21 protein-coding genes, 1 rRNA gene and 1 pseudogene are annotated in these 26,013 nt (G+C 74.4%); 15 read left to right on the forward strand and 8 right to left on the reverse strand.

Features of this window, described 5'->3' with window-relative positions:
* The first annotated feature begins 24 nt into the window (after positions 1-24).
* A 5S ribosomal RNA gene (gene rrf, locus FRAQA3DRAFT_RS30105) occupies positions 25-142 on the forward strand.
* Positions 143-2,240: 2,098 nt separating this feature from the next.
* Positions 2,241-3,242 (forward strand): tetratricopeptide repeat protein, encoded by a 1,002-nt coding sequence (locus FRAQA3DRAFT_RS37880; protein WP_009742832.1) that lies wholly within the window; start codon positions 2,241-2,243, stop codon positions 3,240-3,242.
* Between the two features lie 281 nt (positions 3,243-3,523).
* Here the strand turns inward: FRAQA3DRAFT_RS37880 and FRAQA3DRAFT_RS30115 are convergent, their stop codons facing one another.
* Positions 3,524-4,900: a DUF1015 family protein gene (locus tag FRAQA3DRAFT_RS30115; RefSeq protein WP_009742833.1), complete on the reverse strand. Its 1,377-nt coding sequence runs from the start codon at positions 4,898-4,900 to the stop codon at positions 3,524-3,526.
* 562 nt (positions 4,901-5,462) lie between these two features.
* Between FRAQA3DRAFT_RS30115 and FRAQA3DRAFT_RS38315 the strand changes: the two genes are divergently transcribed.
* A complete protein-coding gene (locus FRAQA3DRAFT_RS38315; RefSeq protein WP_009742834.1) occupies positions 5,463-5,978 on the forward strand; it encodes a M48 family metallopeptidase in 516 nt (171 codons plus the stop codon).
* Between the two features lie 86 nt (positions 5,979-6,064).
* The gene (locus tag FRAQA3DRAFT_RS30125; protein ID WP_009742835.1) at positions 6,065-7,219 is read left to right on the forward strand and encodes an HAD-IIA family hydrolase; all 1,155 of its coding nucleotides are present in this window, start codon (positions 6,065-6,067) and stop codon (positions 7,217-7,219) included.
* A gap of 60 nt (positions 7,220-7,279) precedes the next feature.
* On the opposite strand, the gene FRAQA3DRAFT_RS30130 is transcribed toward FRAQA3DRAFT_RS30125, so the two are convergent.
* Positions 7,280-7,618 (reverse strand): alkyl sulfatase C-terminal domain-containing protein, encoded by a 339-nt coding sequence (locus FRAQA3DRAFT_RS30130; RefSeq protein WP_009742836.1) that lies wholly within the window; start codon positions 7,616-7,618, stop codon positions 7,280-7,282.
* A 226-nt stretch (positions 7,619-7,844) separates the two neighbouring features.
* Here FRAQA3DRAFT_RS30130 and FRAQA3DRAFT_RS30135 point away from each other — a divergent pair, with 226 nt between their 5' ends.
* The 5 genes and pseudogenes from FRAQA3DRAFT_RS30135 to FRAQA3DRAFT_RS37890 form a co-directional block, all read left to right on the forward strand.
* Positions 7,845-8,060 (forward strand): hypothetical protein, encoded by a 216-nt coding sequence (locus FRAQA3DRAFT_RS30135; protein ID WP_009742837.1) that lies wholly within the window; start codon positions 7,845-7,847, stop codon positions 8,058-8,060.
* Between the two features lie 17 nt (positions 8,061-8,077).
* Positions 8,078-9,025: a TlyA family RNA methyltransferase gene (locus tag FRAQA3DRAFT_RS30140; protein ID WP_009742838.1), complete on the forward strand. Its 948-nt coding sequence runs from the start codon at positions 8,078-8,080 to the stop codon at positions 9,023-9,025.
* Entirely contained in the window at positions 9,022-9,909 is an 888-nt protein-coding gene (locus tag FRAQA3DRAFT_RS30145) for an NAD kinase (RefSeq protein ID WP_009742839.1), read from the forward strand. Before FRAQA3DRAFT_RS30140 ends, FRAQA3DRAFT_RS30145 begins: the two co-directional genes overlap by 4 nt.
* Before the next feature lie 215 nt (positions 9,910-10,124).
* Entirely contained in the window at positions 10,125-11,879 is a 1,755-nt protein-coding gene (gene recN / locus FRAQA3DRAFT_RS30150) for a DNA repair protein RecN (RefSeq protein WP_035921732.1), read from the forward strand.
* 41 nt (positions 11,880-11,920) lie between these two features.
* Positions 11,921-12,179 (forward strand): annotated as a pseudogene (locus tag FRAQA3DRAFT_RS37890) (aldo/keto reductase); the annotation flags it as partial.
* 217 nt (positions 12,180-12,396) lie between these two features.
* Here the strand turns inward: FRAQA3DRAFT_RS37890 and FRAQA3DRAFT_RS30155 are convergent.
* Both FRAQA3DRAFT_RS30155 and FRAQA3DRAFT_RS33905 read right to left on the reverse strand, forming a co-directional pair.
* Positions 12,397-13,695 carry a hypothetical protein gene (locus FRAQA3DRAFT_RS30155; RefSeq protein ID WP_009742841.1) on the reverse strand — a complete coding sequence of 433 codons (1,299 nt, stop codon included), beginning with the start codon at positions 13,693-13,695 and terminating at the stop codon, positions 12,397-12,399.
* Positions 13,696-14,135: 440 nt separating this feature from the next.
* Entirely contained in the window at positions 14,136-14,714 is a 579-nt protein-coding gene (locus FRAQA3DRAFT_RS33905; RefSeq protein WP_083873795.1) for an NUDIX domain-containing protein, read from the reverse strand.
* Positions 14,715-15,435: 721 nt separating this feature from the next.
* On the opposite strand from FRAQA3DRAFT_RS33905, the gene FRAQA3DRAFT_RS30165 reads away from it, so the two are divergent.
* Positions 15,436-17,376: a CTP synthase gene (locus FRAQA3DRAFT_RS30165; RefSeq protein WP_009742842.1), complete on the forward strand. Its 1,941-nt coding sequence runs from the start codon at positions 15,436-15,438 to the stop codon at positions 17,374-17,376.
* The gene (locus FRAQA3DRAFT_RS30170; protein WP_009742843.1) at positions 17,373-17,996 is read left to right on the forward strand and encodes an NUDIX domain-containing protein; all 624 of its coding nucleotides are present in this window, start codon (positions 17,373-17,375) and stop codon (positions 17,994-17,996) included. The genes FRAQA3DRAFT_RS30165 and FRAQA3DRAFT_RS30170 overlap by 4 nt, the downstream gene beginning before the upstream one ends.
* Positions 17,997-18,021: 25 nt before the next feature.
* On the opposite strand, the gene FRAQA3DRAFT_RS30175 is transcribed toward FRAQA3DRAFT_RS30170, so the two are convergent.
* The gene (locus FRAQA3DRAFT_RS30175; protein ID WP_009742844.1) at positions 18,022-18,960 is read right to left on the reverse strand and encodes a PKD domain-containing protein; all 939 of its coding nucleotides are present in this window, start codon (positions 18,958-18,960) and stop codon (positions 18,022-18,024) included.
* A complete protein-coding gene (locus FRAQA3DRAFT_RS30180; protein ID WP_009742845.1) occupies positions 18,957-19,589 on the reverse strand; it encodes a hypothetical protein in 633 nt (210 codons plus the stop codon). The genes FRAQA3DRAFT_RS30175 and FRAQA3DRAFT_RS30180 overlap by 4 nt, the downstream gene beginning before the upstream one ends.
* A gap of 84 nt (positions 19,590-19,673) precedes the next feature.
* On the opposite strand from FRAQA3DRAFT_RS30180, the gene FRAQA3DRAFT_RS30185 reads away from it, so the two are divergent.
* Positions 19,674-20,885 carry a site-specific tyrosine recombinase XerD gene (locus FRAQA3DRAFT_RS30185; RefSeq protein WP_369809487.1) on the forward strand — a complete coding sequence of 404 codons (1,212 nt, stop codon included), beginning with the start codon at positions 19,674-19,676 and terminating at the stop codon, positions 20,883-20,885.
* Between the two features lie 304 nt (positions 20,886-21,189).
* Here FRAQA3DRAFT_RS30185 and FRAQA3DRAFT_RS30190 read toward each other — a convergent pair whose 3' ends face one another.
* Positions 21,190-21,408 carry a hypothetical protein gene (locus FRAQA3DRAFT_RS30190; RefSeq protein ID WP_009742848.1) on the reverse strand — a complete coding sequence of 73 codons (219 nt, stop codon included), beginning with the start codon at positions 21,406-21,408 and terminating at the stop codon, positions 21,190-21,192.
* A gap of 454 nt (positions 21,409-21,862) precedes the next feature.
* Here FRAQA3DRAFT_RS30190 and npdG point away from each other — a divergent pair, with 454 nt between their 5' ends.
* Entirely contained in the window at positions 21,863-22,546 is a 684-nt protein-coding gene (gene npdG / locus FRAQA3DRAFT_RS30195; RefSeq protein ID WP_009742849.1) for an NADPH-dependent F420 reductase, read from the forward strand.
* Between the two features lie 67 nt (positions 22,547-22,613).
* Positions 22,614-23,465: a helical backbone metal receptor gene (locus FRAQA3DRAFT_RS30200; protein ID WP_232291827.1), complete on the forward strand. Its 852-nt coding sequence runs from the start codon at positions 22,614-22,616 to the stop codon at positions 23,463-23,465.
* Positions 23,466-23,604: 139 nt separating this feature from the next.
* On the opposite strand, the gene panB is transcribed toward FRAQA3DRAFT_RS30200, so the two are convergent.
* Entirely contained in the window at positions 23,605-24,516 is a 912-nt protein-coding gene (gene panB, locus FRAQA3DRAFT_RS30205) for a 3-methyl-2-oxobutanoate hydroxymethyltransferase (RefSeq protein ID WP_009742851.1), read from the reverse strand.
* A gap of 328 nt (positions 24,517-24,844) precedes the next feature.
* Between panB and FRAQA3DRAFT_RS30210 the strand changes: the two genes are divergently transcribed.
* Positions 24,845-25,921: a TetR/AcrR family transcriptional regulator C-terminal ligand-binding domain-containing protein gene (locus FRAQA3DRAFT_RS30210; RefSeq protein ID WP_009742852.1), complete on the forward strand. Its 1,077-nt coding sequence runs from the start codon at positions 24,845-24,847 to the stop codon at positions 25,919-25,921.
* Positions 25,922-26,013: the final 92 nt, after the last annotated feature.

The following is a 26,013-nucleotide window of genomic DNA, read 5'->3' on the forward strand; positions in this document are numbered from 1 at the left end:
GCTGGTTGTATAGTTGAATAGTGTTTCGGTGGTTTTTGGCGAAGGGGAAACGCCCGGTCTCATTCCGAACCCGGAAGCTAAGCTCTTCAGCGCCGATGGTACTGCATGGGGGACTGTGTGGGAGAGTAGGACGCCGCCGGACTTACACAAAGTGTGGGGTTGCCTTTCAGGCAACCCCACACTTGTTTTATGCCCGGGGGGACATCTCCGGCGCGCATCCGATCGGGTCCCGGTCCTCCTGTGGCGCTCAGGGCTCGGCCGGTCGGGACGTCGGGACGCGGCGCAGCCGTGGTGGCGTCGCCCGGCTGAGGACGAGGTCATCGGGCATACCCCGTACTGTGGACACCGCTGCGCCATCCCGCGGATCCGCGTCCAGAGTCTCGTCGAGGTCTCCTCGGACGCCGCGGCGGACCGCGTCGGAGCAGACCGGTGGGTCCGTGGCCTCCCGGCGCAGCACACATCAGATCCGCGGCCGCCGACCGCGGTGCATGCGGGACGAAGGGGAACGGCCGGTCATGGCGAGGGAAGACAGAGCGAACGAGCGCGGCGCATCGGTGCCGTACGCCTCCGACCGGCCCCAGCGGCGTGACCGGGAGCCCGGGCGGGACGCCGCCCCCCGGCGTGGTGGCCGGTCGGGCCCGGACGGTGCGTTCGCGGGTGGCCCGAGCCGTGATCGTGCGGCGGGCGGCTCCGGGCGGGGTGCGGCACCGGCACGGTCGGGGGCGCCGCGCTCCGGTGCCTCCCGGGGGCAGAGCCCCGCCCGCGGTGGTTGGTCCGGCGATGCCGCCAGCGGCGCGGGGCGGGCCAGGTCTGGTCAGCTCCGGCGGCTGACCGACGCGCCAGGCCGGTCCGAGCGTCCGACCGGCGGCCGCTGGGCCGACCGCCCGGACGGCGAAGGCGGCGGGACCCGCGGTGGGTATGGGCGGACCGACTCGCCGGCCCGGCGTCCGGGGGCTGCCGGCGGATCCGGCCGTGGTCCGGACGGCAGCGCCCGTTTCCCGCGTGCCGACCGGCCGCGGGGCGAACGGGGGCCGGCCGGTGCGGACCGCTTCGACCGCGGGTCGGCCGGCCAGCGGGCCGGGGGATCGTTCGGCGCCGGTGGGCGCCGTGACGACCGTCCCGACGGTGGACGCCAGGCCACCGGCGCCCGCCGAGAGTCGGGTTCCAGTGGGGATGGGCGGGTCGGCGGGACGGCCCGCGGGGGTGGCGTGGGCCGGGCGGGCCAGGTTCCGGGACGGATGACCGCGGAGTCGGCATGGCGGGTCCGTCGCGGCCGCCCCGCCCCGGGCGAGCGCGCTGCCACCGGCGGCCACCGCACCGGTGCACCAGACGCGGAGCGCCGCCCACTGCGGGAGCAGTCGCGCGACCGCCAGGAGCGTCGTGATGGCAGCGCCCGCGGATACGGCACGGCCGGCGCCGGGCGCGGCCCGGACCGCGGCCCGACGGACCGTGGACTGACACGCGGACGGGTGCAGGCCGAGCGGCCAACGCGTCCCGAGGGCGCCGTCGGCCGCGGCGGGTGGTCGCGGACCGACGCCGGCCAGGGCCGCGGGGGACCCGCGACCCGGCCGTGGACCGCCGGGCAGCGGCCGTCGGCTGGGACCCGGGCGCCGTCCGAGCGGCCGCGGGTCGCCGGTGGCGAGCGCCCACCCCGCCACGGCCAGGACCAGCGCACCCAGCAGGAACAGCGAGGTCAGGAACAGCGGCCGTGGGACCGCGGCCGGGAGCGTGTGACCCGTGACCGCGATCCGTCGGCGCGCGACGGCCGTCCCGACAGGTGGTCGGGCAGCCGCCCGGCAGGCACGCAGCCCGCTGGCTCCGCTGCCGGCACCGATCGTCGCGACGCGCCCGCCGCCCCGCCCGGTGCGGCCGCGGCGGGCGGCTCCGAGCGGCGCGAGCAGCGGCCGTGGCGTGACGGGGCCGGCTCTGGTGCTCGCGACTCAGGTGCTCGGGGCTCGGGTGCTCGGGGCTCGGGTGCACGCGACTCGGGTGCACGCGGTGCGGGTGCACGCGGTGCGGGTGCTCCCCGCGTGGGTGCTCCCGGCGCGGGTGGCCGTGGGGAACGCGGCGGTGCTCCGGGCCCGCGGGGCAACGGTGCCACCCGTGGCGCCGCGGGGCGCGGGACCCTCGGGCGCGGCGGGAGGCCGGGTGGACCGGGCCGTACCGACGATCGGCGAACAGACCGCCCGGATCGGGCCGCCCGGCCGGAACGCACCGACGTCGGCAGCCGGCGGCCCCGGGTGCCGACCCCGGCGCTGCCGGACGAGGCCCGCGCGGACATGCTCGACCACGACGTTCGCCGCTCGCTGCGGGGCCTGCCGGCCAATCTGGCGGACACCATCGCCCGCCATCTCGTCGCGACCGCGCTGCTGCTCGACGACGATCCGGCGGCGGCCCTCGCCCATGCGCGGGCCGCCGCCGACCGGGTACCCCGGCTTCCCGCCGTGCGCGAGGCGGTCGGCATCGCCGCCTACCACGCCGGCGAGTACGCCACGGCGCTCGTCGAGCTGCGGGCCGCCCGGCGGATGGACGGTTCGGGGCACAACCTGCCGTTGATGGCGGACAGCGAGCGCGGCCTGGGCCGGCCCGAGCGGGCCGTCGCCTACCTGCGCGATCCGCAGGTCGACGAGCTTGACCCGGCGGCCCGCGCCGAGATGCTGATCGTGATCTCCGGGGCGCGCCGGGACCTGGGCCAGCCGGAGGCCGCCGTCGTGCTGCTGCGCGACCTCGCCACCGCCAAGGGCGCGCCCGCGGCGTGGAGCCCCCGGCTCTGGTACGCCTACGCCGAGGCGCTGCTGGCCGCCGGCCGTTCCGAGGAGGCGGCGCGCTGGTTCACCTCCGCCGCGGCCATCGACGACGGCGAGACGGACGCCGCCGCCCGCGCCTACGAGATCACCACCGGCCAGCCGATGCCCGAGGACGTCGACTCCGAGGCGGTGAACGCCGCCGTGGAGCTGCTGGGCGCCTCGCCGGCGGCCACGGATCACGAGGACTCCGCCGGCGTCACCAACGCGGACGATGCCCCGGCCTCGGGCGTCGCCGACCCCGGCGACATCAGGGATTCGGGCAGCACGGATCTGGACGTGCCTGATCTGGACGTCGCTGTTCCCGGCACCCAGGCGCCCGAGCACTCCGTCGAGGGCGGGGGAGTGGGCGTCGAAGAGGTGCGTGTCGAGGGTAGGGGCACCCGGGAGGGCATTGATCTCGACTCTGCGCCGCCGGACGCGCAGCCGACCGACTGAGGCCTGCCGCGGGCCGCCGGGTGAGCTGGACGAGTAGGTCCGACTTCCGCGCCGCAAGCCCGCCGCCCGCTCGTCGCCGTCCGGGTGCTGTGGGTCACCGCCGGCTGTCACCCGGTCCGTCATGAGGTGGGTACAGAGTCGTGCCGAGGGCTGGAGGCGGTTTTCGGGTCCGAAACCGTGTCCAGGACTCGGCACGAGGTGGCCGCGATGTGGCTAGGAAGCGCGATTAGGAAGCGCGATGTGGCTAGGAAGACGGCCTAGGAAGAGGGCAGTCGGACTGGTCAGGCGTCCAGCGGGCGCAGGACGAGGCCCGTGCGCGGCTTCGGGGTGAACAGCGTCGACTTGCGGGGCATGCGTTCCCCGGCCTCGGCGACCGCGGTCACATCCCCGACCGGGGTCGGGTTGAGCAGCAGCGCGGTCCCGCCGGCCGCGGCCGCGGCTGCGATCGCGGCCGGCGCATCGTGGTGGTAGTCCACGACGCCGACCGTGTCCGCGAGTCCCCAGACGTCCACGATCAGCGCCAGGTGGGCGACGGTGACGTCGAGGCGACGGAAGGCCGCCGAGCGGTCCGCCGGCAGGCTGCGGGCCAGCAGCGCCGCGGCGGGCTCGGTGAGCAGGTAGGCGGACGTGCCGTCGGTGACGACGAAGGCGTGCCCGCCCTGACCTGCCTCGGCCAGTTCGTCGAGCAGGTGGTCCGGGTCGACGCCGCCACCCGGCCACCCGGCGGCGGAGCCTTGCGCAGACCCGGGCTCGCCGGCCGGCTGCGCACCGGCGCCGGCCGGGTCGAGGCCGGCGACGTCCGGGCCGGCGAGCCTGCGGACGGTGAACTCGGCGGCGGCCCGGCGCACCGCGTCGGCGAGCCCCAGCCCGGTCACCGCCCGGTGGATGGCATGCACCTGCGGGCCGGAGACGGTCGCGTCGACCAGGAAGGCGAGCCCGAAGTCCCACGGGCCCGAGCCGTCCCCGGCGGCGTGCCGCTCCGCCTGGTAGTGCCGGTAGGTGGCGTAGCGGTGGTGCCCGTCGGCGATGACGGCCCGCCGGGGCAGCAGGTCGGCCGCCACGGCGGTGAGCACCGCGGGGTCGTCGATCGCCCAGAGCCGATGCGTCACCCCGTCATCGGTCGTCGTCTCGACCTGCGGGGGAGTCGCGACCAGGGCGCTGACCACCCGGCTGGTCTCGCCGCCGCCGGAGTAGAGCAGGAAGATCGGTTCCAGGTTGGCGCGGGTCGCACGGGTCAGCGCCAGCCGGTCCGAGACCGGTCCCGCCATGGTGTTCTCGTGCGGCAGGATGATCCCCGCCTCCGGGTCGGCCAGCGCGACGGCGCCGATCAGCCCCCGCTGGACGTGGCCGTCCTGCTCCTCTTCGCAGACGTAGACGGATGCCTTCTCATCCCGGCGCAGCACCCCGCCGTCGAGCCATTCCTGCAGCGTGCGGGCGGCGGCGTCGTAGTCGTCGCCGGGCAGGATGAGCCGCACCACGTTGTGGGCGTCGCGGGCCTGTAGCCGGGCGCGTTCGACGCCGTCGACGACGTCGTAGGGCGGCGAGGTCAGCGCGGCGAGGGCCGGCCCTGAGGCGGGGAAGCGCGCCGCCCGGAACGGGACGAGCACAAGTCCCGCGGGAACGGGTACGGGCTGATCGGCGTGCACCATGGGCCGCATCGTAGGACCCGGCCGCTGCCATCCGGCCCACCCGGGGGTTCGCCCGCCGGGTGGTGGCGCCGGCGGGGCCCGTTGGTGGGCGTCGCCGCCAACCGCCCGTCGCGGCCGCGGTGACCGCAGCGCGTGGTGTGTCCGGTCGTGACGGTGAGGTCGCGGGCCACTGGAAGTGATCATTATCCGATCCGGGGGCGTCCTGGCGGCCTTTGCGGCGACACTTGAACCGGGAGTGCCGCCATCCTCGCTGGTGAGAGGAGTGATTACGAAGCGTGATTCCCGTTGCCCGGAGATCCTGGACGGTGCGCCTGCCGGGCGCGGTGGGGTCGTCCGGAGTGATTCCGCCTGCGGTGGTGTTGGCTCGAAGGGGCGGGTTCGCGGTGCGGCGTTGCGCGGCGGGGGCAGTGCTCGCCGAGGGACGATCCTCGCGGAGATCCTCGCCGGGGGAGGGCGCACGCCGGCGGACCACCGGGCAGCGGCCTACCGCGGAGCGGTCCGTCGCGCAGGGACGCGCGGGGCGCCCCCTCCGGCACAGCGTCAGGTGTTCGTCCACGTCGTGGAGGTGAAGATGGTCGACGAGACCGGCCGCCCGGGAGAGACTCCGGACGAGGTGCCCGCCTGGGCTTCAGCTCGCGGCCCGGACCCGGTCGGCCCGGTGCCGACCGACGCCGTGCCGACCGACGCCGTGCCGACCGACGCCGCCCGCCAGGGGCCTGCCGGCGAGGTCTACGACTGGTACACCCGCGGGATGGCCCTGCTGGGCCAGGGGGATGCCAATGCCGCGGTGCAGCTGCTCGCGCACGCGGTCGCGGCCGAACCGGCCTCGCCGAGCGTGCGCGAGGCGCTGGGCCGGGCCCAGTTCACCGCCGGCCAGTACGTCGCCGCCCGGGAGACCTTCGCCTGGATCGTCGACCGTCACCCCACCGACGACTACGCGCAGTTCGGCCTCGGCCTGTCCGCGCGCAAGATCGGCGATCTTCGCGCGGCCGTCGAGCACCTCGCGCTGGCGGTGGCGATGCGCCCGGACATCCGCCACTACGGGGTCGCGCTGCGTGGCGCCCGTGCGGCCCTGGCCCGGGCATGACCCGATCGGCTGCCGGGGACGTCCCGGCGCCGCCGTCCCCCGCGGCCGGCAGGCCCGCGACCAGCACGACTCCGGGAGAGCCCGCCGTGCCTTCAGATCTCACCGCCGCCCTGGTGGCGGGGCCCCGCGACGCGGCCGGGTCCGGCCCGCTGCGCGGCACGGACCGGCCGCTCGCCGAGCTTTTCGACGTCGCCCTGATGGACCTCGACGGCGTGGTGAACCGCGGGGGATCGGCGGTGCCACACGCCCCGGAGGCGATCGCCGCCGCGGGCCGGCGCGGCCTGCGCACCGTCTACGTCACCAACAACGCCCTGCGCCCGCCGGCGGAGGTCGCCGCCCGGCTGACCGGGTTCGGCGTGCCGGCGCGGGCCGCGGACGTCGTCACCTCGGCGCAGGCCGCGGCGCACGTGCTCGCCGAACGGCTGCCCGCCGGCGCCCGGGTGCTCCTGCTCGGCGGGCGCGGGCTGCGCCAGGCGCTCACCGAGGAGGGGCTGACCCCGGTCGACTCCGCCGAGGACGCGCCGAGGGCCGTCGTCCAGGGGTTCGACCCCGACCTCACCTACGCCCGCCTGGCCGAGGCGACCTACGCGATCCGGGCCGGCGCCTGGTGGGTCGCGAGCAACGCCGACCGGACGGTGCCGACCGAGCGCGGCATCGCCCCCGGCAACGGCGCCGTGGCCGCGTTCCTGCGCGCCGCCACCGACCAGGAGCCCCTGGTGACCGGCAAGCCGGAGGCGGCGATGCACCGGGAGTCGATGCGCCGCAGCGGTGCCCGCACCCCGGTGATCGTCGGGGACCGGCTCGACACCGACATCGAAGCCGGATACCGGTCGTCGACGCCGACCCTGCTCGTCTTCACCGGGGTCACGACGCCGTCGGAGCTGCTCGCCGCGCCGCCTGCGCACCGCCCGACCTTCCTGGCCGCCGACCTGCGGGGCCTGCTGCGTCCGGCGCCGCCGGTGCGGGCGCTGCCGGACGCCGGGGAGCACGCCGCCGGCTGCGGCGGGTGGATCGCCCGCGTCGACGGCGGCGAGCTGAGCTGGTCGGCGGACGGCGAGGGCAACGACAGCGGCGACGGCAACAGCGGCGAGGGCGAGGAGGCGGGGGACGGACTCGACGCGCTGCGGGCCGCGTGCGCGGCGGTCTGGTCCGCCACCGACGCGGGCGTCGCCGTCCACACGATCGCGGCCCAGCGGCCCGAGGGCTGCGCGGACCTGGCCGCACCCGCCGCCGCGCCCTGACCTCGTCGCAGCGAGCGCATCCGGCTGCCCGGCCGACCCTGTCAGCGCGAGCGCACCGTGTCAGAGCAGGGAGCGGACCCTCAGCAGGTCGCGCACGCTCGCGTCCACCTTCAGCCGGCCGCTCGTCCAGGCGGACAGCACCGACAGCCGGCCCTCGGTCACCGCGACCAGATCGTCGCTGTTCACCGTCAGGGTGATCTGGGCGTCGTCGCGGTGGCCCTCGCCGACGTCGCGCAGGCAGCCGTCGCGCAGCTCGCCGGAGAAGGCGGTTCCGAGATCCGGGATCCGGCAGACGATCGTGCGGTCCGGGGTTCGGGGCGGGCGGCCCTCGGCGGCGAGCCGGTCCAGATGGGCGGCGATGGTACGGAACGCGGACTCACACTGTGACCTGTCGGCCATCGGCGGATCCCGCCTCCTTCACGTCGGTTCGGGGCCTCCCGTCGGCGGGGGCCCTCCCATGGTGCCTCCCCCGGGGCGGCAGGTGTCCCCAGGGACGGCTCCCTCGTGGCACGCGGCGCGTCCCCGCCCGGTGGGCGGCCCCGCAGCGGCTCATGAGATACGTCGCATGACCCACGTCGCGCGGGAGGCGTCACATCATCGACGGAAAGTGCGGGAGGCTGACAGAGTGAGCACCGAGAACCTGCCCGACGAGATCCGGGACGCGCTTGTGCGGCTGGACACCCTCGACGTCGTGGCGACGTCGGCACATGTGGAGGTCTTCGAGGAGATGAACCGCCGACTGGCCGACGCCCTGGCCGACCTGGACGGGTCGGGCGGCGGCGCGGCGGCCGAGGCCGATCGGGCGCAGCCACGGCCGGGTCCGGTCCGGCCGGTCCGGTGAGTCGGGCAGGGGGCGTGGTGTCCCGTCGCGTACGTCTGGACAGCGAGCTCGTCCGGCGCGGCCTCGCCCGCTCGCGCGAGCAGGCCGTGGCCGCGATCAGCGCCGGCCGGGTGCTGGTCGGCGGCATCCCGGCAACGAAGGCCGCCACGGTCGTCGACGGCTCGACGTCGATCGCCGTGTCCGAGAGCGACGATCCCGGCTGGGCCTCGCGCGGCGCGCACAAGCTGCTCGGCGCCTTCGCCGCGTTCGGCGTTCCCGCCTTCGACGCCGATCCCGCGGCCCCCGACGCCCAGCCGTCCGCGGGCGGCGACGCCGATCCCAGCGCGGATGCGGATGGCGTGGCCCGTACCCCACCGGCCGGGGCGGCCTCGGGCCGGCCGCTGGCGGTGGCCGGGCGGCGCTGCCTCGACGTGGGTGCGTCCACCGGGGGCTTCACCGACGTGCTGCTACGCCACGGCGCGGCGTCGGTCGTGGCGGTCGACGTCGGCTACGGCCAGCTGCTGTGGCGGCTGCGCTCGGATCCGCGGGTGCGGGTGCTCGACCGGGTCAACGCCCGCGCGCTGACCCCGGCCGAGGTCGGCGAGCCGGTCGAGCTGGTCGTCGGCGATCTGTCGTTCATCCCGCTGCGGTTGGTGCTGCCGGCACTGCGGGGGTGCGCGGCGCCGGACGCCGACTTCGTGCTCCTGGTCAAACCGCAGTTCGAGGTGGGTCGGGAGCGGCTCGGCGCCGGCGGCGTGGTCCGCGATCCGGCGCTGCACGCCGAGGCGGTGCGCGACGTCGCGGCCGCGGCGGGTGGCCTCGGCCTCGGCGTGCGGGGGGTGACCGCGAGCCCGCTGCCCGGCCCCGCCGGCAACGTGGAGTACCTGCTCTGGCTCGCCGCGGGCGCGCCGCCGCTCGACGACGCCGAGCTCGACCGCGCCGTCGAGGCCGGTCCCGCCGGGAGCCGACCGGAGCGTCCGGCATGACGCGGGAGATCCTCGTCGTCACTCATCCGCGCCGCTCCATCGTGCGGGAGAGCGCCCAGCGGGTGATCGAGGGGCTGGCCGCCGCCGGGGTGTCGCCGCGGGTGCTGCGCGACGAGGCCGAGCAGCTCGACCTCACCGGCGCGAGCATCGTCGCCCACGACGCGGACGCCGCGGTCGGGGTGGAGCTCGTGCTCGTCCTCGGCGGCGACGGCAGCCTGCTGCGCGGCGCGGAGTTCGCCCGCGGCGCCGACGTCCCGCTCATCGGCGTCAACCTCGGGCACGTCGGTTTCCTCGCCGAGGCCGAACCGGACGCGCTGGAGTCCACCATCGACCACATCGTCCGCAAGGACTACACGGTGGAGGACCGGATGACCGTCGATGTGACGGTCCGCCGCCGCGGCGAGGTCACCTACTCCGGCTGGGCGCTCAACGAGATGTCGCTGGAGAAGGCCGAACGGGCGCGGATGCTGGAATGCGTCCTGGAGATCGACGGTCGTCCGCTGTCCCGGTGGGGCTGCGACGGGGTGCTCTGCTCGACGCCCACCGGGTCGACGGCGTACGCGTTCTCGGTCGGCGGCCCGGTGATGTGGCCGGGGGTCGAGGCGCTGCTCGTCGCCCCGATCAGCGCGCACGCGCTGTTCGCCCGCCCGCTCGTGCTCGCGCCGAGCGCCACCGTCGCCGTGGAGATCCTGGAGCCGGTGCCCGGCATCCTCTACTGCGACGGGCGGCGTCTCGTCGAGGTGCCGCCCGAGTCGCGGGTCGAGGTCGTGCGCGGGCGGCGACCGGTGCGCCTCGCCGTGGTGCACCCGCTGCCGTTCACCGACCGGCTCGTCGCCAAGTTCGACCTGCCCGTGGCGGGCTGGCGGGGCCGCAACGAGCGTTGAGCGTGCCCCCGCGCCGCCGGCCGCGGGGCCCGTCCCGCCGACTACGCGGCCGGCGGGTGCGCCGATGTCAGCCTTCCGGCGCCGATCGTCGGCGTTGCGGTCATCGATGTGGGTCGAGGTGATGTCGGTCGAGGGAGGGGGGTCGAGGTGATGTCGGCCGAGGGATGTCGGCGGACGATATCGGCGGATCCGGTGAGGCGGCTAGAGTTCGGGGCGTGCTCGAGGAGATTCGCATCCGCGGCCTCGGGGTCATCGACGACGCTGCCCTCGATCTTGCCGCCGGCCTGACCGTGGTCAGCGGGGAGACCGGCGCCGGCAAGACGATGATTGTGCAGGGCCTGGGCCTGCTCACCGGCGGCCGGGCCGACTACGGCCTGGTCCGGCCGGGGGTGGAGCGGGCGTTCGTCGAGGGGCGCCTGGTCATCCCGGCGGACTCCGCGATCGCCGAGCGGGTCCGCGACGTCGGCGGCGACCTCGACGACGATCCCGGCGGCGCCGTCCTGGTCGTCGGGCGGACGCTGACGTCGGAGGGGCGGTCCCGGGCGCAGGTGGCGGGTCGCTCGGTGCCGGCGAGCCTGCTCGCGGAGATCGCCGAGGACCTCATCGCCGTGCACGGCCAGTCCGAGGCGCAGCGGCTGCTGCGCCCGTCCACGCAGCGCGTGGCGCTGGACCGCTTCGCCGGCGACGCCGTCGCGGGGCCGCTGGCCCGCTACGGCGTGGTCTACGCGGAGCTGCACCGGGCCACCCGGGCGCTCGCGGAGGTCACCGAACGGTCCCGGGAACGCGAGCAGGAGGCCGAGCTGCTGCGGATCGGCCTCGCCGAGGTGGAACGGGTCGAACCCGCGCCGGGGGAGGACGTGGCCCTCGACGCGGAGCTGACGAAGCTCGAACACGCCGAGACGCTCGTCCGCGCCGCCCGCACGGCGCATGCGGCGCTGATCAGCGACCCCGCGTCCGGCTCCGACGAACCCGGCGCCGTCGACCTCGTCTCCGCCGCCCGCCGCGTCATCGCCGTCGACTCCGACCTCGACGCCGATCTCGCCGCGCTCGGCGCCCGGCTGACCGAGGTGGGCATGCTGCTCACCGACGTCGCCGCCGACCTCGCCTCCTACGCGGAGAGCATCGACGCCGACCCGGAGCGCCTCGCCGACGCCCAGGATCGCAAGGCCGCGCTGACCGGCCTGACCCGCGCGCACGGTACCGACATCGACGGCGTGCTCGCCTGGGCCGACCAGGCGGGCCGCCGGCTGCTGGAGCTCGACGGCGCCGGCGAGAGCGTCGAGACTCTCACGGCCCGCCGCGACGAGCTGACCGCCGAGCTCGCCCGCCTCGCCGTCACGGTCAGCGAGGCCCGGTCGGCGGCGGCGGCTCGCTTCGGCGAGGCGGTCGCCGCCGAACTGGCGGGCCTCGCGATGCCCCGCGCCCGGGTCGAGGCCGCCGTGGCGCAGCGCGACGATCCCGCCGGCCTGCCCGTCGGCGACCGGCGCGTCGCCTTCGGCCCGGCCGGCGTCGACGACGTGGAGCTGCGCCTCATCCCGCATCCCGGTGCCCCGCCCCGGCCGGTGCAGAAAGGCGCCTCCGGCGGCGAGCTGTCCCGGGTGATGCTCGCCATCGAGGTCGTCCTCGCCGCCGACGACGCCGGCTCCACGATGGTCTTCGACGAGGTCGACGCCGGCGTCGGCGGGCGCGCCGCCGTCGAGATCGGCCGCCGCCTCGCCCGCCTCGCCCGCACTCACCAGGTCATCTGCATCACCCACCTGCCGCAGGTCGCCGCGTTCGCCGACCGCCACCTCGTCGTCCACAAGGCCGACGACGGCTCGGTCACCCGCAGCGGCGTCATCACCCTCGACGACGCCGGCCGCGTCCGCGAGCTGTCCCGGATGCTCGCCGGCCAGGAGGAGAGCACCCTGGCCCGCGGCCACGCCGAGGAACTCCTCGCCGCCGCCGCCGCCGACAAGGCCCGCCCGTAGGGCTTCAAGCCACGGTTCTGCGTCCATGGCGAGGTGATCAGGACAGCTACTACCTGCACCGGCAGCCGGCAGACCGCCGAGATCGAGGAGACGGTCGGGGCGATGGCCGGGCTGGTCGCGCAGGGCAAGGTGCGCCACCTCGGGCTGTCCGAGGTCGATGGCGCGTTGCTGTGGCGGGCGCACGCCGTGCACCCGATCGCGGCGGTCCAGAGCGAGTACTCACTGTGGACGCGTGATCCCGAGACGTCCGTCCTCGACGCCCTGCGCGAGCTGAACGTCGGACCGGTGCCCTACTCCCCGCCGACACTCCGACCCGGGCGGCGACCTGCCCGTTCGTGCCGCCCTCGGCGCAGGCCAGCACGATGCGGACCGCCGCGCCAGGCTGCGCGCCCTTCCCGACCGCCGCGCCCAGTCCTCCAGCACCTCCCGCTCGTCGGCGGTCAACACGATCGGCGCGGCGGTCGGTCCAGGCATACGCCCCATCCACGATTCGCCTCGGGCCCGCTAATGTGCGGAGCTAGTCCGCCCGCACGGTTCCCCGCTCGTGCTTCCCGTTCTGCCACACGCACACCCCGTGCGGCGGGAAGTCGATCCATCCGTCGGTGGTGTTCCTGCCCTGTACCCATTTGGTGTTGATGCCGGTGACGTCGGCCTTGTCGGCGTGGAGGATTCCCCATTTGTCGTCGCCGTTTTTGACGTTTACGCCGTCTTGGGTGAAGTCGATCCATCCGTCGGTGGTGTTCCTGCCCTGTACCCATCTGGTGTTGATGCCGGTGACGTCGGCCTTGTCGGCGTGGAGGATTCCCCATTTGTCGTCGCCATTTTTGACGTTTACGCCGTCCTGGGTGAAGTCGATCCATCCGTCGGTGGTGTTCGGGCCCTGTACCCATCTGGTGTTGATGCCGGTGACGGCGGCCTTCTCGGCGTGGAGTACACCCGACTGGCCGGCGTTGTTACTGATGTCCACCCCGTCGTCGGTGAACGTGACGGCGCTCTTTCTGCCGGCCGTGTTCCCCCGTACCCAGGGCGTCTCGGTTCCGCCGGTGGCGGTCAGCTGACCGGTCAGGGTGAGGGCGTCGAACGTGGGACTGCGCACGTCAACCGTGGTGGTGAGGTAGTACTTCTGCGTGCCGTCGGAGACGACGAGGGTGTAGGTGGCGCCTCGCTGCGGGGCGGTGCCCGCGGCGGGTGACCACTGGCCCTTGCTGGCGGTCTGTTCGGAGCCGTCCGGGAGGACGATCCGGTAGTCGAGGTCGTCGCGCCCGTCCCAGAGCAGGACGATGTCCGAGCCGGTCTGCACCAGGGACTTCTGCGGGCGGAAGTTGCGCGGGAGGTCCGGCACGGGAAGCTTCTTCGGTGCCTTCTTCAGCAGGCCCTGCATGGTGTTGCGGTTCACCGCCTGCGCGCCGCCGAGAGCGGCGTTCTCCCGTATCGTCAGGGCGACCACGCCTTCGGCGGTGTTGACCGGGATGTCCGCGAGTACCAGCACCATGGACTCGCCCCTGGCCAGCGGGCGAGGGCTGCCGTTGCTGTGCGCCGTGGCGCGGAAGACCTTCTGGGCGCCCTGCCAGGTGAACGTCGGCCCGGTCACGTTGTCGATCCTCGGCGTGATCGCGGTGGGGTTCGTCGTGAGGTCGGTGGCACCGGTCCCGACGGGTACGCCCACCTCGATGGTGCGCCAGTTCACGGGCTGCGGATGATCGACGTTGGAGACGAGCAGATACACCGCTCCCTGGGAGGGCGCGGCCTGCCCAGTCGTCGACGTCTCCAACGGCGCCGGATCGGTGACAAGCGTGTAGGCCAGCAGGGTGGACATGGTCAGGACCCCTTCTCGTGAGGATTCGAGACGGTGCAGCCATACGGCGCGCAAAAAGCGCGCGTCACAACAGTGGCAGCCTGTGCCAGTCCGTCACGGCGCCGTGTTCTGTCGCCGCGCCGCTCAAAGAGGGAACAGGCGATGCCGCCGGTGAACAAGCGGTCAGGAAGTCGGCTCGTCATGCCGTCCCGGGCCGTCAGTGAAACGACCGATGGTGAAGGTGCATAGATAGCGCGAGCCTTTGTCTGGATCGGCTCGGCTGTGCCGAGATCAAAACTCGGATCGAGAGGCGAGGGCGTGGAGTCGTAAGCCGTCGATGTTAGGGTGCGCTGCCCCGGACGAACTCGAAGGGCTTCATGGTGGACACGCTACCGATGCGGTGGCGCCGCGGGGGGCGGATTCGGAAATTTAGCGAAATTTTGTGCACCGATCGCGGTCGGTCAACATCGTTTTGTGGGGTCCCGGGCCCCCGCCGCCTCTTCTGCTCGGATGCTCGGATGGGCGGAAGCGGCGGACTCTGGTGTGGTAGAAGGCCCGGTGTCGTGAGTCATCAGTTCATGCACAGATCGAGGGGGCGGCGCTTTCCGGATCCGAAACCCGGATACCTTCTGGTATGACCCGTGAGCTGCCTGGTCGGGGGAGACCGTCAACACGACGTCGAGCCGAACGGGCTTCTGTCGCGCTTTCAGGTGGAGAACCTCTCGCGGTGGCAGCAGCCGATGATCGGGACGGTCTGGCGGATGTCCGCGGCCCGCGCACCGGCCTGCTCGCCGGACTCGGTGGGCGCCGACCCGTCGACCTGGCCGTCCTCGACGGCCCCGGTACCCAGGTGGTCGGCGTCCGCTGAGGATGAGCTCGTCCACGTCGTACCCGGTCTCCTCGCTCAGCTCCCGGCGGGCCGCCTGCTGCGGTGTCTCGCCGACGTCGATCATGCCGCCTGGTAGTTCCCGGCACCGGCGGACGCGGTTGAAGACCAGCAGGAGGTCGCCGTGCCACAGCGCGACCAGGGCGAGAGGCATCGGCGCGTCCCCCACGTCGCCCCATCCGCGGGGGCGAACGCCAGCAGCCGGTTCCCGTCGTCGTCGACCGCGCGCGCCGCACCGCGATCCCCGTCCGCATCCACGGAGGCGATCCGTTCTGTCACCCTCTCACCCGCTCACGAACTTCCTTGCCCTTCCGGAGGGACGAATCGGACACCGAGGCCCCTGGAAGGGCGAGGAAACCGGCTCCCGCCGAGTGAGCGTTACGTTGCGTAGCGCCCTAGGGGTCGGAGACCCCGGGCGGTGGGACCCAGGAGGATCGCCGAAGGCGATGTGACGAGACCTTGCTCGGACGTCTGGGACCCGGGGTCCCCGTGATGCGCCGGAGGTGCCGCCGAGTGGTGTGCCCAGGAGGATCGCCGAAGGCGATGTGACGAGACCTCGCTCGGACGTCTGGGACCCGGGGTCCCCGTGATGCGCCGGAGGTGCCGCCGAGTGGTGTGCCCAGGAGGATCGCCGAAGGCGATGTGACGAGACCTTGCTCGGACGTCTGGGACCCGGGGTCCCCGTGATGCGCCGGAGGTGCCGCCGAGTGGTGTGCCCAGGAGGATCGCCGAAGGCGATGTGACGAGACCTCGCTCGGACGTCTGGGACCCGGGGTCCCCGTGATGCGCCGGAGGCGCATCACGGGGGAGGTGTTACCGTGAAGTCCCGTGGAGGCGTCGGGTCCGGACCGGCGGCGTGACCACGGGAGTTTCACGTGGGCCAGGTGCATGTCACGAAGCACATCTTCGTCACCGGCGGGGTCGCGTCCAGTCTCGGCAAGGGACTGACCGCATCCAGCCTCGGGCGGCTTCTCAAGGCTCGCGGACTGCGGGTCACGATGCAGAAGCTCGACCCCTATCTCAACGTCGATCCCGGCACGATGAACCCGTTCCAGCATGGCGAGGTGTTCGTCACCGACGACGGAGCCGAGACCGACCTCGACATCGGTCACTACGAGCGGTTCCTCGACGTGAACCTCGACGGCAGCGCGAACGTGACGACCGGCCAGGTGTACTCGGCGGTCATCGCCCGCGAGCGCCGTGGCGACTACCTCGGCCAGACGGTGCAGGTCGTCCCGCACATCACCGACGAGATCAAGGACCGGATCCGGCGGCTCGCCGACGACAGCGTCGACGTGGTCATCACCGAGGTCGGCGGCACCGTCGGCGACATCGAGTCGCTGCCCTACCTGGAGGCGATCCGCCAGGTGCGCCATGAGGTCGGCCGGGACAACGCGCTGACGGTCCACGTCAGCCTGGTGCCGTACCTGGGTCCGTCGGGGGAGCTGAAGACCAAGCCGACGCAGCATTCGGTGGCGGCGCTGCGCAGCATCGGCCTGCAGCCGGACGCGGTGGTCTGCCGCTCCGACCGGCCGCTGCCCGACGCGCTGAAGAAGAAGATCGCGATGATGTGCGACGTCGACGACGAGGCGGTCGTCGGGGCGCCGGACGCGAGCTCGATCTACGACATCCCCCGGGTGCTGCACCGGGAGGGCCTCGACGCCTACGTGGTGCGCCGGCTGGGGCTGTCGTTCCGCGACGTCGACTGGACCGAGTGGGACACCCTGCTGCGCCGGGTGCATCATCCGGCGAACTCGGCGACGATCGCGATCGTCGGCAAGTACGTCGACCTGCCCGACGCCTACCTGTCGGTGACTGAGGCGTTGCGGGCCGGCGCGTTCGCCACCGACACCAGAGTCGACCTGCGGTGGATCACCTCGGACGAGTGCTCCTCGCCGGAGGAGACGGCCGCCCTGCTCGACGGGGTCGACGGGATCATCGTCCCCGGTGGCTTCGGGGTCCGCGGCATCGAGGGCAAGCTCACCGCGCTGCGCCACGCCCGCGAGAACGGCCTGCCGACCCTGGGGATCTGCCTGGGCCTGCAGTGCATGGTCATCGAGGCGGCCCGCGGGCTCGCGGGCCTCGACGAGGCGAACTCCACCGAGTTCGTGGCCGACACCCCGCACCCCGTGATCTCCACGATGGCCGACCAGCACGAGGTCGTCGCCGGCACCAGGGACATGGGCGGCACGATGCGCCTCGGCCTGTACTCGTGCACGCTCGCCCCCGGCACGGTCGCCCGCCGCGAGTACGGGGCGCCGGAGGTCGCCGAGCGTCACCGCCACCGGTACGAGGTCAACAACGACTACCGCGAGCGGCTCGCCGCCGCCGGGCTGGTCTTCTCCGGCACCTCGCCGGACGGCCGGCTGGTCGAGGTCGTGGAGCTGCCCGCCGACGTGCACCCCTACTACGTCGGCACGCAGGCGCATCCGGAGTTCCGGTCCCGGCCGACGCGGGCCCATCCGCTGTTCCGGGGGCTCGTCGCCGCGGCGATCGCGCACGCCGACCGTCGCCGCGGGGTTCTGCCCGTCGACCTGCCGGCTGCCGACGCCGCCATGCCCACCCCGCCGGACGCGGCCCGGACGGGCGCCGCCACGGTCGGCGTCGGCGTTCGAGTCGAGGCGGGGGCCGCCGTCGGCGAGGGGGCCGCCGTCGACGAAGGGGCCGAGGACGCCGCGGCGCCGGCTGCCGCCGGCACGGGGCATGCCGGGGGCGCAGGGGGCACGTCCGGCCGGGGTGGTGGCGGTCGGCGCGGTGCCGGCGGTGCCCGCCCGGGGGCCGCCGCGAACGGCACGGCCGCCCTGGTGTCGCCGTGACCGCCGCCGCGCACCGCTACGAGGTCACCGAGAGCACCCTCGCCTACGAGGGGGGGATCATCTCCGTCCGTCGCGACCAGGTGCGCATGCCCGAGGGCGACGTCTCCCAGCGTGACGTCGTCGTCCATCCCGGTGCGGTGGGCGTGGTCGCGCTCGACGACGGCGGCCGGGTCGTGATGGTGCACCAGTACCGCCATCCCGTCGGCGGCCCGCTGTGGGAGCTGCCCGCCGGCATCCTCGACGTGCCCGGGGAGCCGGCGTCCGTCGCCGCCGCCCGTGAGCTCGCCGAGGAGGCCGGGCTACGCGCCGACCGGTACGACCTGCTCGTCGACGTCTGGTCCTCGCCGGGGATGACCGACGAGGCCTACCGGGTCTTCCTGGCCCGGGACCTGCACGAGATCCCGGCGGCCGAGCGGTACGTGCCGGTGCACGAGGAGGCCGAGATGGGACTGGCGCGCATCGACCTCGACGAGGCCGTCGCGAGGGTCCTGCGCGGCGAGATCACCAACGCGATGGCGGTCGTCGGCCTGCTGGCGGCGGGGCGGGCCCGGGCGGAGGACTTCGCCGGCCTGCGCCCGATCGACGCGCCCTGGTCGGCCCGGCCGGGCCACAGCGGCTGACGAGGACTGCTTTCGGCCCGCCGGGTCAGTCGTTGTGGACCAGCACGCCGGCGGCCTCGTTGACGACGAGGCCCTGCGCGGCGGCGAGGATCACCGGGTCCAGTGGGAACGCCTCCGCGACGCCGGGCAGCGTGAACGTTCCGTCCCAGGTCACGGTGAGGGTCACCTGGTACTGCCCCGGCCGGGCGTAGTCGTGCGACACGTACGCCTCGGGATGGTCGCGCGGCGAGATCGCCGAGTCGTAGGGCCGCCCGGGCGCGTCGGGGCCGGTCTCGCCGTCGCCGAACTCCCAGCGGTAGTGGGGGATCGCGCTGATGGTGGCGACCACGGGCTGGTCGACGTTGAACGTGTACGACTCCGGCACGGGCGTGTACAGGATCGTCGCCAGGTTCGCGAAACTGCGCCCGGACGGGGCGATGACGATCGACGGTTTCGGCAGGAGCTTGTCGCGCAGGTAGTCGGCGAGTGCCGCCCGCACGGCCGCGAGCGGCACCGCGTTGTCGGGCAGCAGGTAGTTGTTGCACCCGGCCATCGTCTGGTCGAACTGGGCGCGCTCGGCGGGCGTCATCGCCGGGTCCGGGCCGACGAGCTCGTACAGTTCGCAGACCGCGGCGGGGTCGTCCGGGCAGTCCTGCCCGCAGGAGGCCCGCCTCGTGACGCCCCCGTCGGCGCCGGCGGGGATCCGTTCGAGCATCCCGTCGTGGTAGCGGTACTGGTAGCCGTTGGCGGTGGCCCGGGTGTCGCAGCTTCCCCACAGCACGCCGACGCAGGGCACCCGGGTCTGGTCGCCGGGAGCCGCGGCGGCGCGGCCGGCGCTGGGCAGCCCCGGCAGCCTCGGCAGCCCCGGGCTGGGCAGCAGGCCGCCGAGGCCCGCGAGCAGCAGAACCGCGACGGCGAGCACCGCCACCCGGGGGAGCGCCCGCCGGCCGGCGGGGGGGTCCGAGGGTGCCTGCGGGACCGTCATGCCGGCCCCGGGGTGTAGCGCAGGGTCTGGATCCGCCAGCCGTGCTGGGTGAGGGCGAGTTCGGCCGTCGCAGTCCGGGTGGGCACGCCGGGGGCGTCGGCGGCGCGGCGCCCGGCGAGGTCGAGCAGCCCGACGGTGCTGGTGTGCAGCGTGAAGGTCACGGCGGCGACGAGCCCGGTCCTGGGCTCGGCGGACAGGTCGCTCAGCCGGTAGGCGGCGGCGTCGGCGTGCAGGCCGCGCTGTTGGAGCGACCGGGTCACCCCGACGTCCAGAGCGCACGGCTGGCAGCCGGCCAGGGCGGTCGGCATGATCTTGGCGAGCCGTCCGGCCAGGGTGGCGTCGTTGATCTCGCGGAAGTACGCCTCGACCGTGCGGGCCGCCGCGGCGGGGGCGTCGTCGGGGCCCTCTGCCGGGGCCGAGGCGCCGATGGCGCCGCCGGTGCCGGCGGCGGAAGGGTCACCGGCCGCCGCGCCCGGGCGGGCGGGGACGGCGGCACCGGCGGGCTCGTGGCGGTCCCCGCCGCAGCCCGCGAGCAGGCCCAGGCCCGACAGGAGGATGAGCGCCGTGACGGCGGTGATGACGACCCCCAGCCGTGCGGCGTAGCGTGACGATCTGGTGTCCGTCCGCACAAGTCGCCAGAATAGCCGCCGGAACCCGGCATGTGGATAGGCACCAACGGAGAACGGTGGGCAGGTCCTACTATCAGTTCGATGATGGGAGTCACCGACGGCGACCGGGCATCCCGGATACGCCCACCCGCCGCGGCGGGTGGGCCGGTCGAGGCGGTGCGGCTGGGGCCGCCGCCCGGCGGCGGGCCCGCCCAGGCCCTCGATCATGGCGCGCCCACGCAGCGGGGCACGCCGGGGAACGTCATCGCGCGCTATCTCCATCATCTGGAGGGCGAACGGGGGCTCGCCCAGAACTCGGTCCTTGCCTACCGTCGCGATCTGCGCCGCTACCTGAACCACCTGTCGGCGCATGGCCTGTGCTCGTTGGACGCGGTCGGTGAGGCGGAGGTTGCCGGCTTCGCCGCCGCATTGCGCGCCGGGGACGACACGCATCCGCCGCTCGCCGCGGCCTCGGTGGCGCGGATGCTCGTCGCGGTGCGCTCGCTGCACCGTTTCGCCGCCGATGAGGGGGACGTGAGCGAGGACGTGTCCCGGCCGGTGCGCCCGCCGACGCCGCCCCGCAAGCTGCCCAAGGCGCTCACCGTCGACCAGGTGACCGCGGTGCTCGCCGCGGCCGCGGGCACCCCGCAGGCGGGGGTGGCGGGGGCAGCCGACAGGGCCGCGGATCCGGCGCCGGTGGAGCCCACCGAGGCGGTCCGCAGGCTGCGTGCCTCGGCTTTGCTGGAGCTGCTCTACGGGACCGGTGCGCGGATCTCCGAGGCGGTCGGGCTGGATGTCGACGAGCTCGACCTGGAGGCCGCGGCGGTGCGGCTGCACGGCAAGGGCGGCCGAGATCGGATCGTGCCCCTGGGCCGGTACGCCACCGCCGCGCTCACGGACTACCTGCGCGCGGGCCGGCCGAGCCTCGCGGGGCCGCGCTCGGGGGCGGCGGTCTTCCTCTCCCGGCGCGGCAACCGGCTGTCCCGGCAGAGCGCGTGGACGGTGCTGCGTACCGCGGCGGCCCAGGCCGGGGTCGACGGGGTCTCACCGCATGTGCTGCGGCATTCCTTCGCCACCCATCTGCTCGACGGGGGAGCCGACGTCCGGGTCGTCCAGGAACTGCTGGGGCACGCGTCGGTCAGCACGACCCAGATCTACACACTGGTGACGGTGGACCGACTACGGGAGGTGTACGCGACGTCACATCCCCGGGCGCTGGGCACGGATCGGCCCGGTGCCGGCGGCGGATGGATCCCGGGCGCCCGGCCGGCGGGTGAGGGACAGGCCGGCTTCGTCGGGCCCACCCCGCGGCACTGAGCGATCCCGCCTGCGGGCGGGCGTCCCGAGAGCCTGTCGGATCTCGGCCGGGCGTTCCCCCCGGTGCCCCGACGGCCGTTGCTGTCTGGCCGTTGCTGTCTGGCCGTTGCTGTCCCGTCCGGCGCAGCGGCCGCGCTGGCGCCGCCGGTGCGGGCCTCGCGCGCGGGCCGAGGCATCCGCACGTGTCCGCGTTCCTGTATGACCGGCGCCGCCGTGGCCGCGCCGGTCGTTGCCCGTTCGGGCGGTACGGCATCGTGGGCGTTCCCACCGCCGTCCGGGACCCGCGCGGGCTGGAGCCGGCCGCTCAGGACGGGGTGTAGGGCCCCAGGCTCGGCATGCCGTTCGACGGCGCCGACGTCGGCACCCCGCCGACCCCGCCGACCGCCTGCGTGCTGCGCTCGGCCAGGGTCTCGCCCACCTTGCGCGCGATCGCTTCCATCAGGCGCAGTGCCTGCGGCAGCGATAGGTTCAGCACCACTTCGCTGTCGTTCGTCATCGCGAAGCGAACCGATACGTCCGCCATTGCTCGACCTCTCTCGCCTGACTCGGAAGATCTGCTCGATGCGTGTGGAACGGAACGGTACGGCCCATCTGTGACCAATGCACGCCCGGGGTTGCCGGGGGCGCCACCGGTCTCGCTTGGCGTATGCGTTCGCTCACCTATGGTGGTGGTCCAGGAGTTGTAGCTGTCAGTCACGTGCGCTGCTCCTCTGCCGGTAGCGACGTGTGTGAGGCCCGTCGGGTCCGGCCACGGTCCTGACCGGCTGGGCGCGGGTGAATCAGACACGTAGCTGTCCCGTTGTTCATGCATAGTCCCCCATTGCCCTCGGCTGTCCGCGAGGGGGTGGGCTCGTGGCCGGACGTCGCGCCGGAGGGTGAACGTCCCGGTTCCCACCGTTCGGGAATGTCCCGGGAACTGATTCACGAGCCGTCATGCGATTCGCGCGGCGAACGGCCCAATCGGGCAGGATGACAGGGTGACTTCGACTGATCGCGTTCTCCCGGACGTCCCCGCACTGACGATCGGCATCCTCGGCGGCTCCGGCCCGCAGGGCGGCGGCCTCGGCCTGCGCTTTGCCGCGGCCGGCCACCTTGTTCTCATCGGCTCCCGGTCGGCCGAGCGCGGCCAGGAGGCGGCAGCCAAGCTCGCCGGCCCCGGGCGTCGCATCGAGGGCGCCGACAACGCAACGGTTGCGCAGCGTGCCGACGTCGTGATCGTCGCTGTCCCCTGGGACGGTCACCGGGAGACGCTCGAGGCGCTGCGGGAGCCGCTCGCAGGGAAGATCGTCATCGACTGCGTCAACCCGATGGGCTTCGACTCCGGCGGCGCCTTCGCACTGCCGGTGCCCGAGGGCAGCGCCGCCCAGCAGGCCGCCGCCGTCCTGCCGGACAGCACCGTCGTGGGCGCCTTCCACCATGTCTCCGCCGTGCTGCTGGCCGACGAGTCGGTCGCGAAGATCGACACCGATATCCTCGTGCTCGGGGACGACCGGGCCGCCACCGACCTGGTCGCCGCGCTCGCCGAGCGCATCCCCGGGATGCGCGGCATCTACGCTGGCAAGCTGCGCAACGCCGGCCAGGTCGAGGCGCTGACGGCAAACCTGATCTCGGTCAACCGCCGGTACAAGTCGCACGCCGGTCTGCGCATCACCGACGTCTGACAGCCGCGCGGGCGACGCCGGCCGGGGCGGGAACGCGCGCGACGCTAGGGATGCCATGGACGCCGGGATGAAACGCCCCGCGGGCGCCGGGGAGCCGCTGCCGCCCGAGCCGACGCAGCCCGGCCCGTTGCCGTCCGGGCCGCTGCCGGGCGTCGGCGCGCCCCACCTCGACGACCTCGGCCATCCGGTGCGGCTCCCCGCTCCGGTGGGCCGAGTGGTCTCGCTGGTGCCCAGCCTGACCGAGTCGATCGCGCTCACCGCCCCCGGCCTGCTGGTGGGGGCGACCGACTGGTGCAGCCATCCGCCGGGGCTCGCGGTGACCAGGGTGCGCGGAACGAAGAATCCGGACGTCGACGCGATCGTCGCGCTCGCCCCCGACCTGGTGTGTGCCAACGCCGAGGAGAACCGGGAGGCCGACCTCGCCGCCCTGCGCGCGGCGGGGCTCGCGGTGTGGGTGACGGCGCCGACCACCGTCGAGGCGGCTCTGGACAGCCTCGACCGGATGCTGCGGCTGGCCTGCGGCCTACCGCGCCCCGGCTGGCTCGACGCCGCCCGGGCGGCCTGGGCCGACGCCGACGCCGTGCCCCCCGGTCCGCGCCGCCGTGCCCTGGTGCCGATCTGGCGCCGTCCGTGGATGGCGGTCGGGCGGGACACCTTCACCGGCGACGTGCTGCGCCGCCTCGGGGTGGACAACGTGCTGGCGGACTCGCCGCAGCGCTACCCGCGGTTCGACCCGGCCCACGTACCGCCGCACGACCTGGTCGTGCTGCCCGACGAGCCGTACGCCTTCAGCCCGACCGACGGGCCCGAAGCATTCGCCGCGCCCGCGGTCTGCGTCCCCGGCCGCCTGCTGACCTGGTACGGACCGTCACTGGTGGCGGCGCGCTCGGAGCTCGCGGCGGCGCTGGCCCGCGCCTGAGAGCCCGTTCGTCGGGGCCTGCCTGGCGCGGCGCGCCGCGACGGTCCCGACGCCCGGATACGGCCCGCCGAACGGGTGGCCGGTGGCCGGACCGCACTCGCTCGCAGCCCGGCCACGGGCCGTCGACGTCAGCGGGCGGTCAGTAGCTGTGCTCGATCGTCGGGTACCGCCCGTCGCGTACCTCGTCGCGGTAGGTGCGCGCGGCGTCGCCGAGCACGGTGTGCAGGTCGGCGTACCGCTTCACGAAGCGGGGGACGTGCCCGCCGCTCAGCCCGGCCATGTCCTGCCAGACCAGCACCTGCGCGTCGCAGTCCGCGCCGGCGCCGATCCCGACCGTGGCGATGTGCAGCTCCTTGGTGACCCGCGCGGCGAGATCCGCGGGCACCACCTCCAGCACGACCGCGAACGCGCCCGCGGCCTCGATCGCCAGCGCGTCGGCGAGCAGGACCTCGCCGGCCTCGTCGCGGCCCTGCACCCGGTAGCCGCCCAGGGCGTGGATGCTCTGCGGGGTCAGGCCCAGATGGCCGATCACGGGGATGCCCGCGCCGACGAGCGCGGCGACCGCCGGGGCGACCCGCGCGCCGCCCTCGAGCTTCACCGCCTGGGCGCCGCCCTCCTTGAGGAACCTGACGGCGGTCGCGAGCGCCTGCTCCGGGCCGGCCTGGTACGACCCGAACGGCAGGTCGGCGACGACCATCGCGTGCGGCGCGCCGCGCACCACCGCGCGCACGAGCGGGATCAGCTCGTCGACGGTGACGGGCACGGTCGTGTCGTAGCCGTAGACGACGTTGGCGGCCGAGTCCCCGACAAGCAGGACGGGGATCTCCGCCGCGTCGAAGACGGTGGCGGTGGTGAAGTCGTAGGCGGTGAGCATCGACCATTTCTCGCCCCGGCTCTTCGCCGCCGCCACGTCGCGGACCGTGAACCGCGACCGGCGCGGCGGCCGGGTTGCGGCCGGCGCGCCGTAGAGCGTCGCCGCCGTGCCCGGGGAGTCCGCGGGTCGCGGGTGGTCGTCGGGTGTCTGGTTGCGGACAGTGCCTGACGAATCCATGAGCACTCCTGATGCGTCCGTCCGGGCGCTGGGCGTCCCGGCGTGCTCTCCATGCTGCCACGGTCGGGCCCCCGGGCCGAGCGGACGAAACCGGTACGAGAAAACCGGTACGACGAAACCGGTACGCGGTGCACACCCGGGCGGAATGGAACCGCCCGCCACGCCGCTGCCATGGCAAACGGATGCGTCTGGGCCGAGGGGCACGTATGCTGATCTTGAAATGCGGCAGGAACACACGGCGCGACCAGGTGGCGGGTGGCCTATCCATGCGGATGCATCGGCACGGTGGTGACGGGATGGATGGCGGAGCAGACGGAAGGCGCGCCGGATGACGACTGCGGATGCGCGCCCCCCGCGTCCCCGGCGTCCGGCCGACCGCGTGCCCTCCGGGGTGAAGGCCGCGCGTTCTCCCGGCCGCCCGCGGGATCCCCGCTGTGACGAGGCGATCCTCGACGCCGCCCTGCACGAGCTGGCCACCGTCGGATTCAACGGCCTGTCGATGGAGGCGGTGGCGACCGGTGCGGGCGTCGGCAAGGCCACCGTCTACCGGCGGTGGCCGACGAAGGACGCCCTGATCGTCGACGCCCTGGACACGCTGGCCGACAGCGTCGACGCCGTCGAGACCGGCTCGCTGCGCGATGACCTCGTGGCCTGGCTCAACGCCCTGCGCCGGCACAACATCCAGTCGCTGTCCGGGCGCATCCTGCCCAAGCTCGCCGCGGAGCGGTCCACCCACCCGGAGCTGTTCGCCACCTATTCGCAGAAGGTGATCGAGCCGTCCCGGCAGCGCGCGGCGGATCTGCTGCGCCGGGGCATCGACTCGGGGGAGCTCGCCGCCGACGTCGACGTGGACCTGATCGTCGACATGCTCGTCGGCCCGGTCGCCTATCGGCAGTACATGAGCGGCAACCGCGAGGTCAGCGGCACCCGGATCGGGAAGATCGTCGACACCGTCCTCGGTGGCATCCGGCGCCGCGACCTCGGGCTACCGGGAACCGGTGCCGACCCGGATGCCGCCCCGGGCGCCGACGGCCCGGACGGCGACCCGCAGGGTCCGACCCGTCCCGCCGGGCCGGCCTCGGCTGGCCCCGCGGGTTCGGCCGGCCCCGCGGGTTCGGCCCACCCGGACGCAGCCGGCGGATCGGATCCCGGCGTCTACACCGTCGGCGGCCCGTACACCGTCGGCGGCCCGTACAGCGTGGGCGGCCCGTACAGCGTGGGCGGCCCGTACAGCGTGGGCGGGCCCTACGGGGTCGGCGGTACACGCGGCCACGGCGGGGCGTACCCGACCCGGGCCGTGCGCGAAGTGGCCGGCCGGCATGGCTCGGGCGGGACGCACCGGCTGGCCGGACCGCCCGACCCGGTCGCCACGAACGGGCGCGGCGCGGCGGACCCGTTACCCTGAGTGTAATTGCGTTGGGGCCACTCCGCGGGCGCGAGTAGCATCGCGATCGGGCCAGGAAGGCCCGCCGTGGGGTCGCCCGCAGGGCCGGCGAC

The organism is Frankia sp. QA3 (assembly GCF_000262465.1).
Taxonomy (GTDB): Bacteria; Actinomycetota; Actinomycetes; order Frankiales; family Frankiaceae; genus Frankia.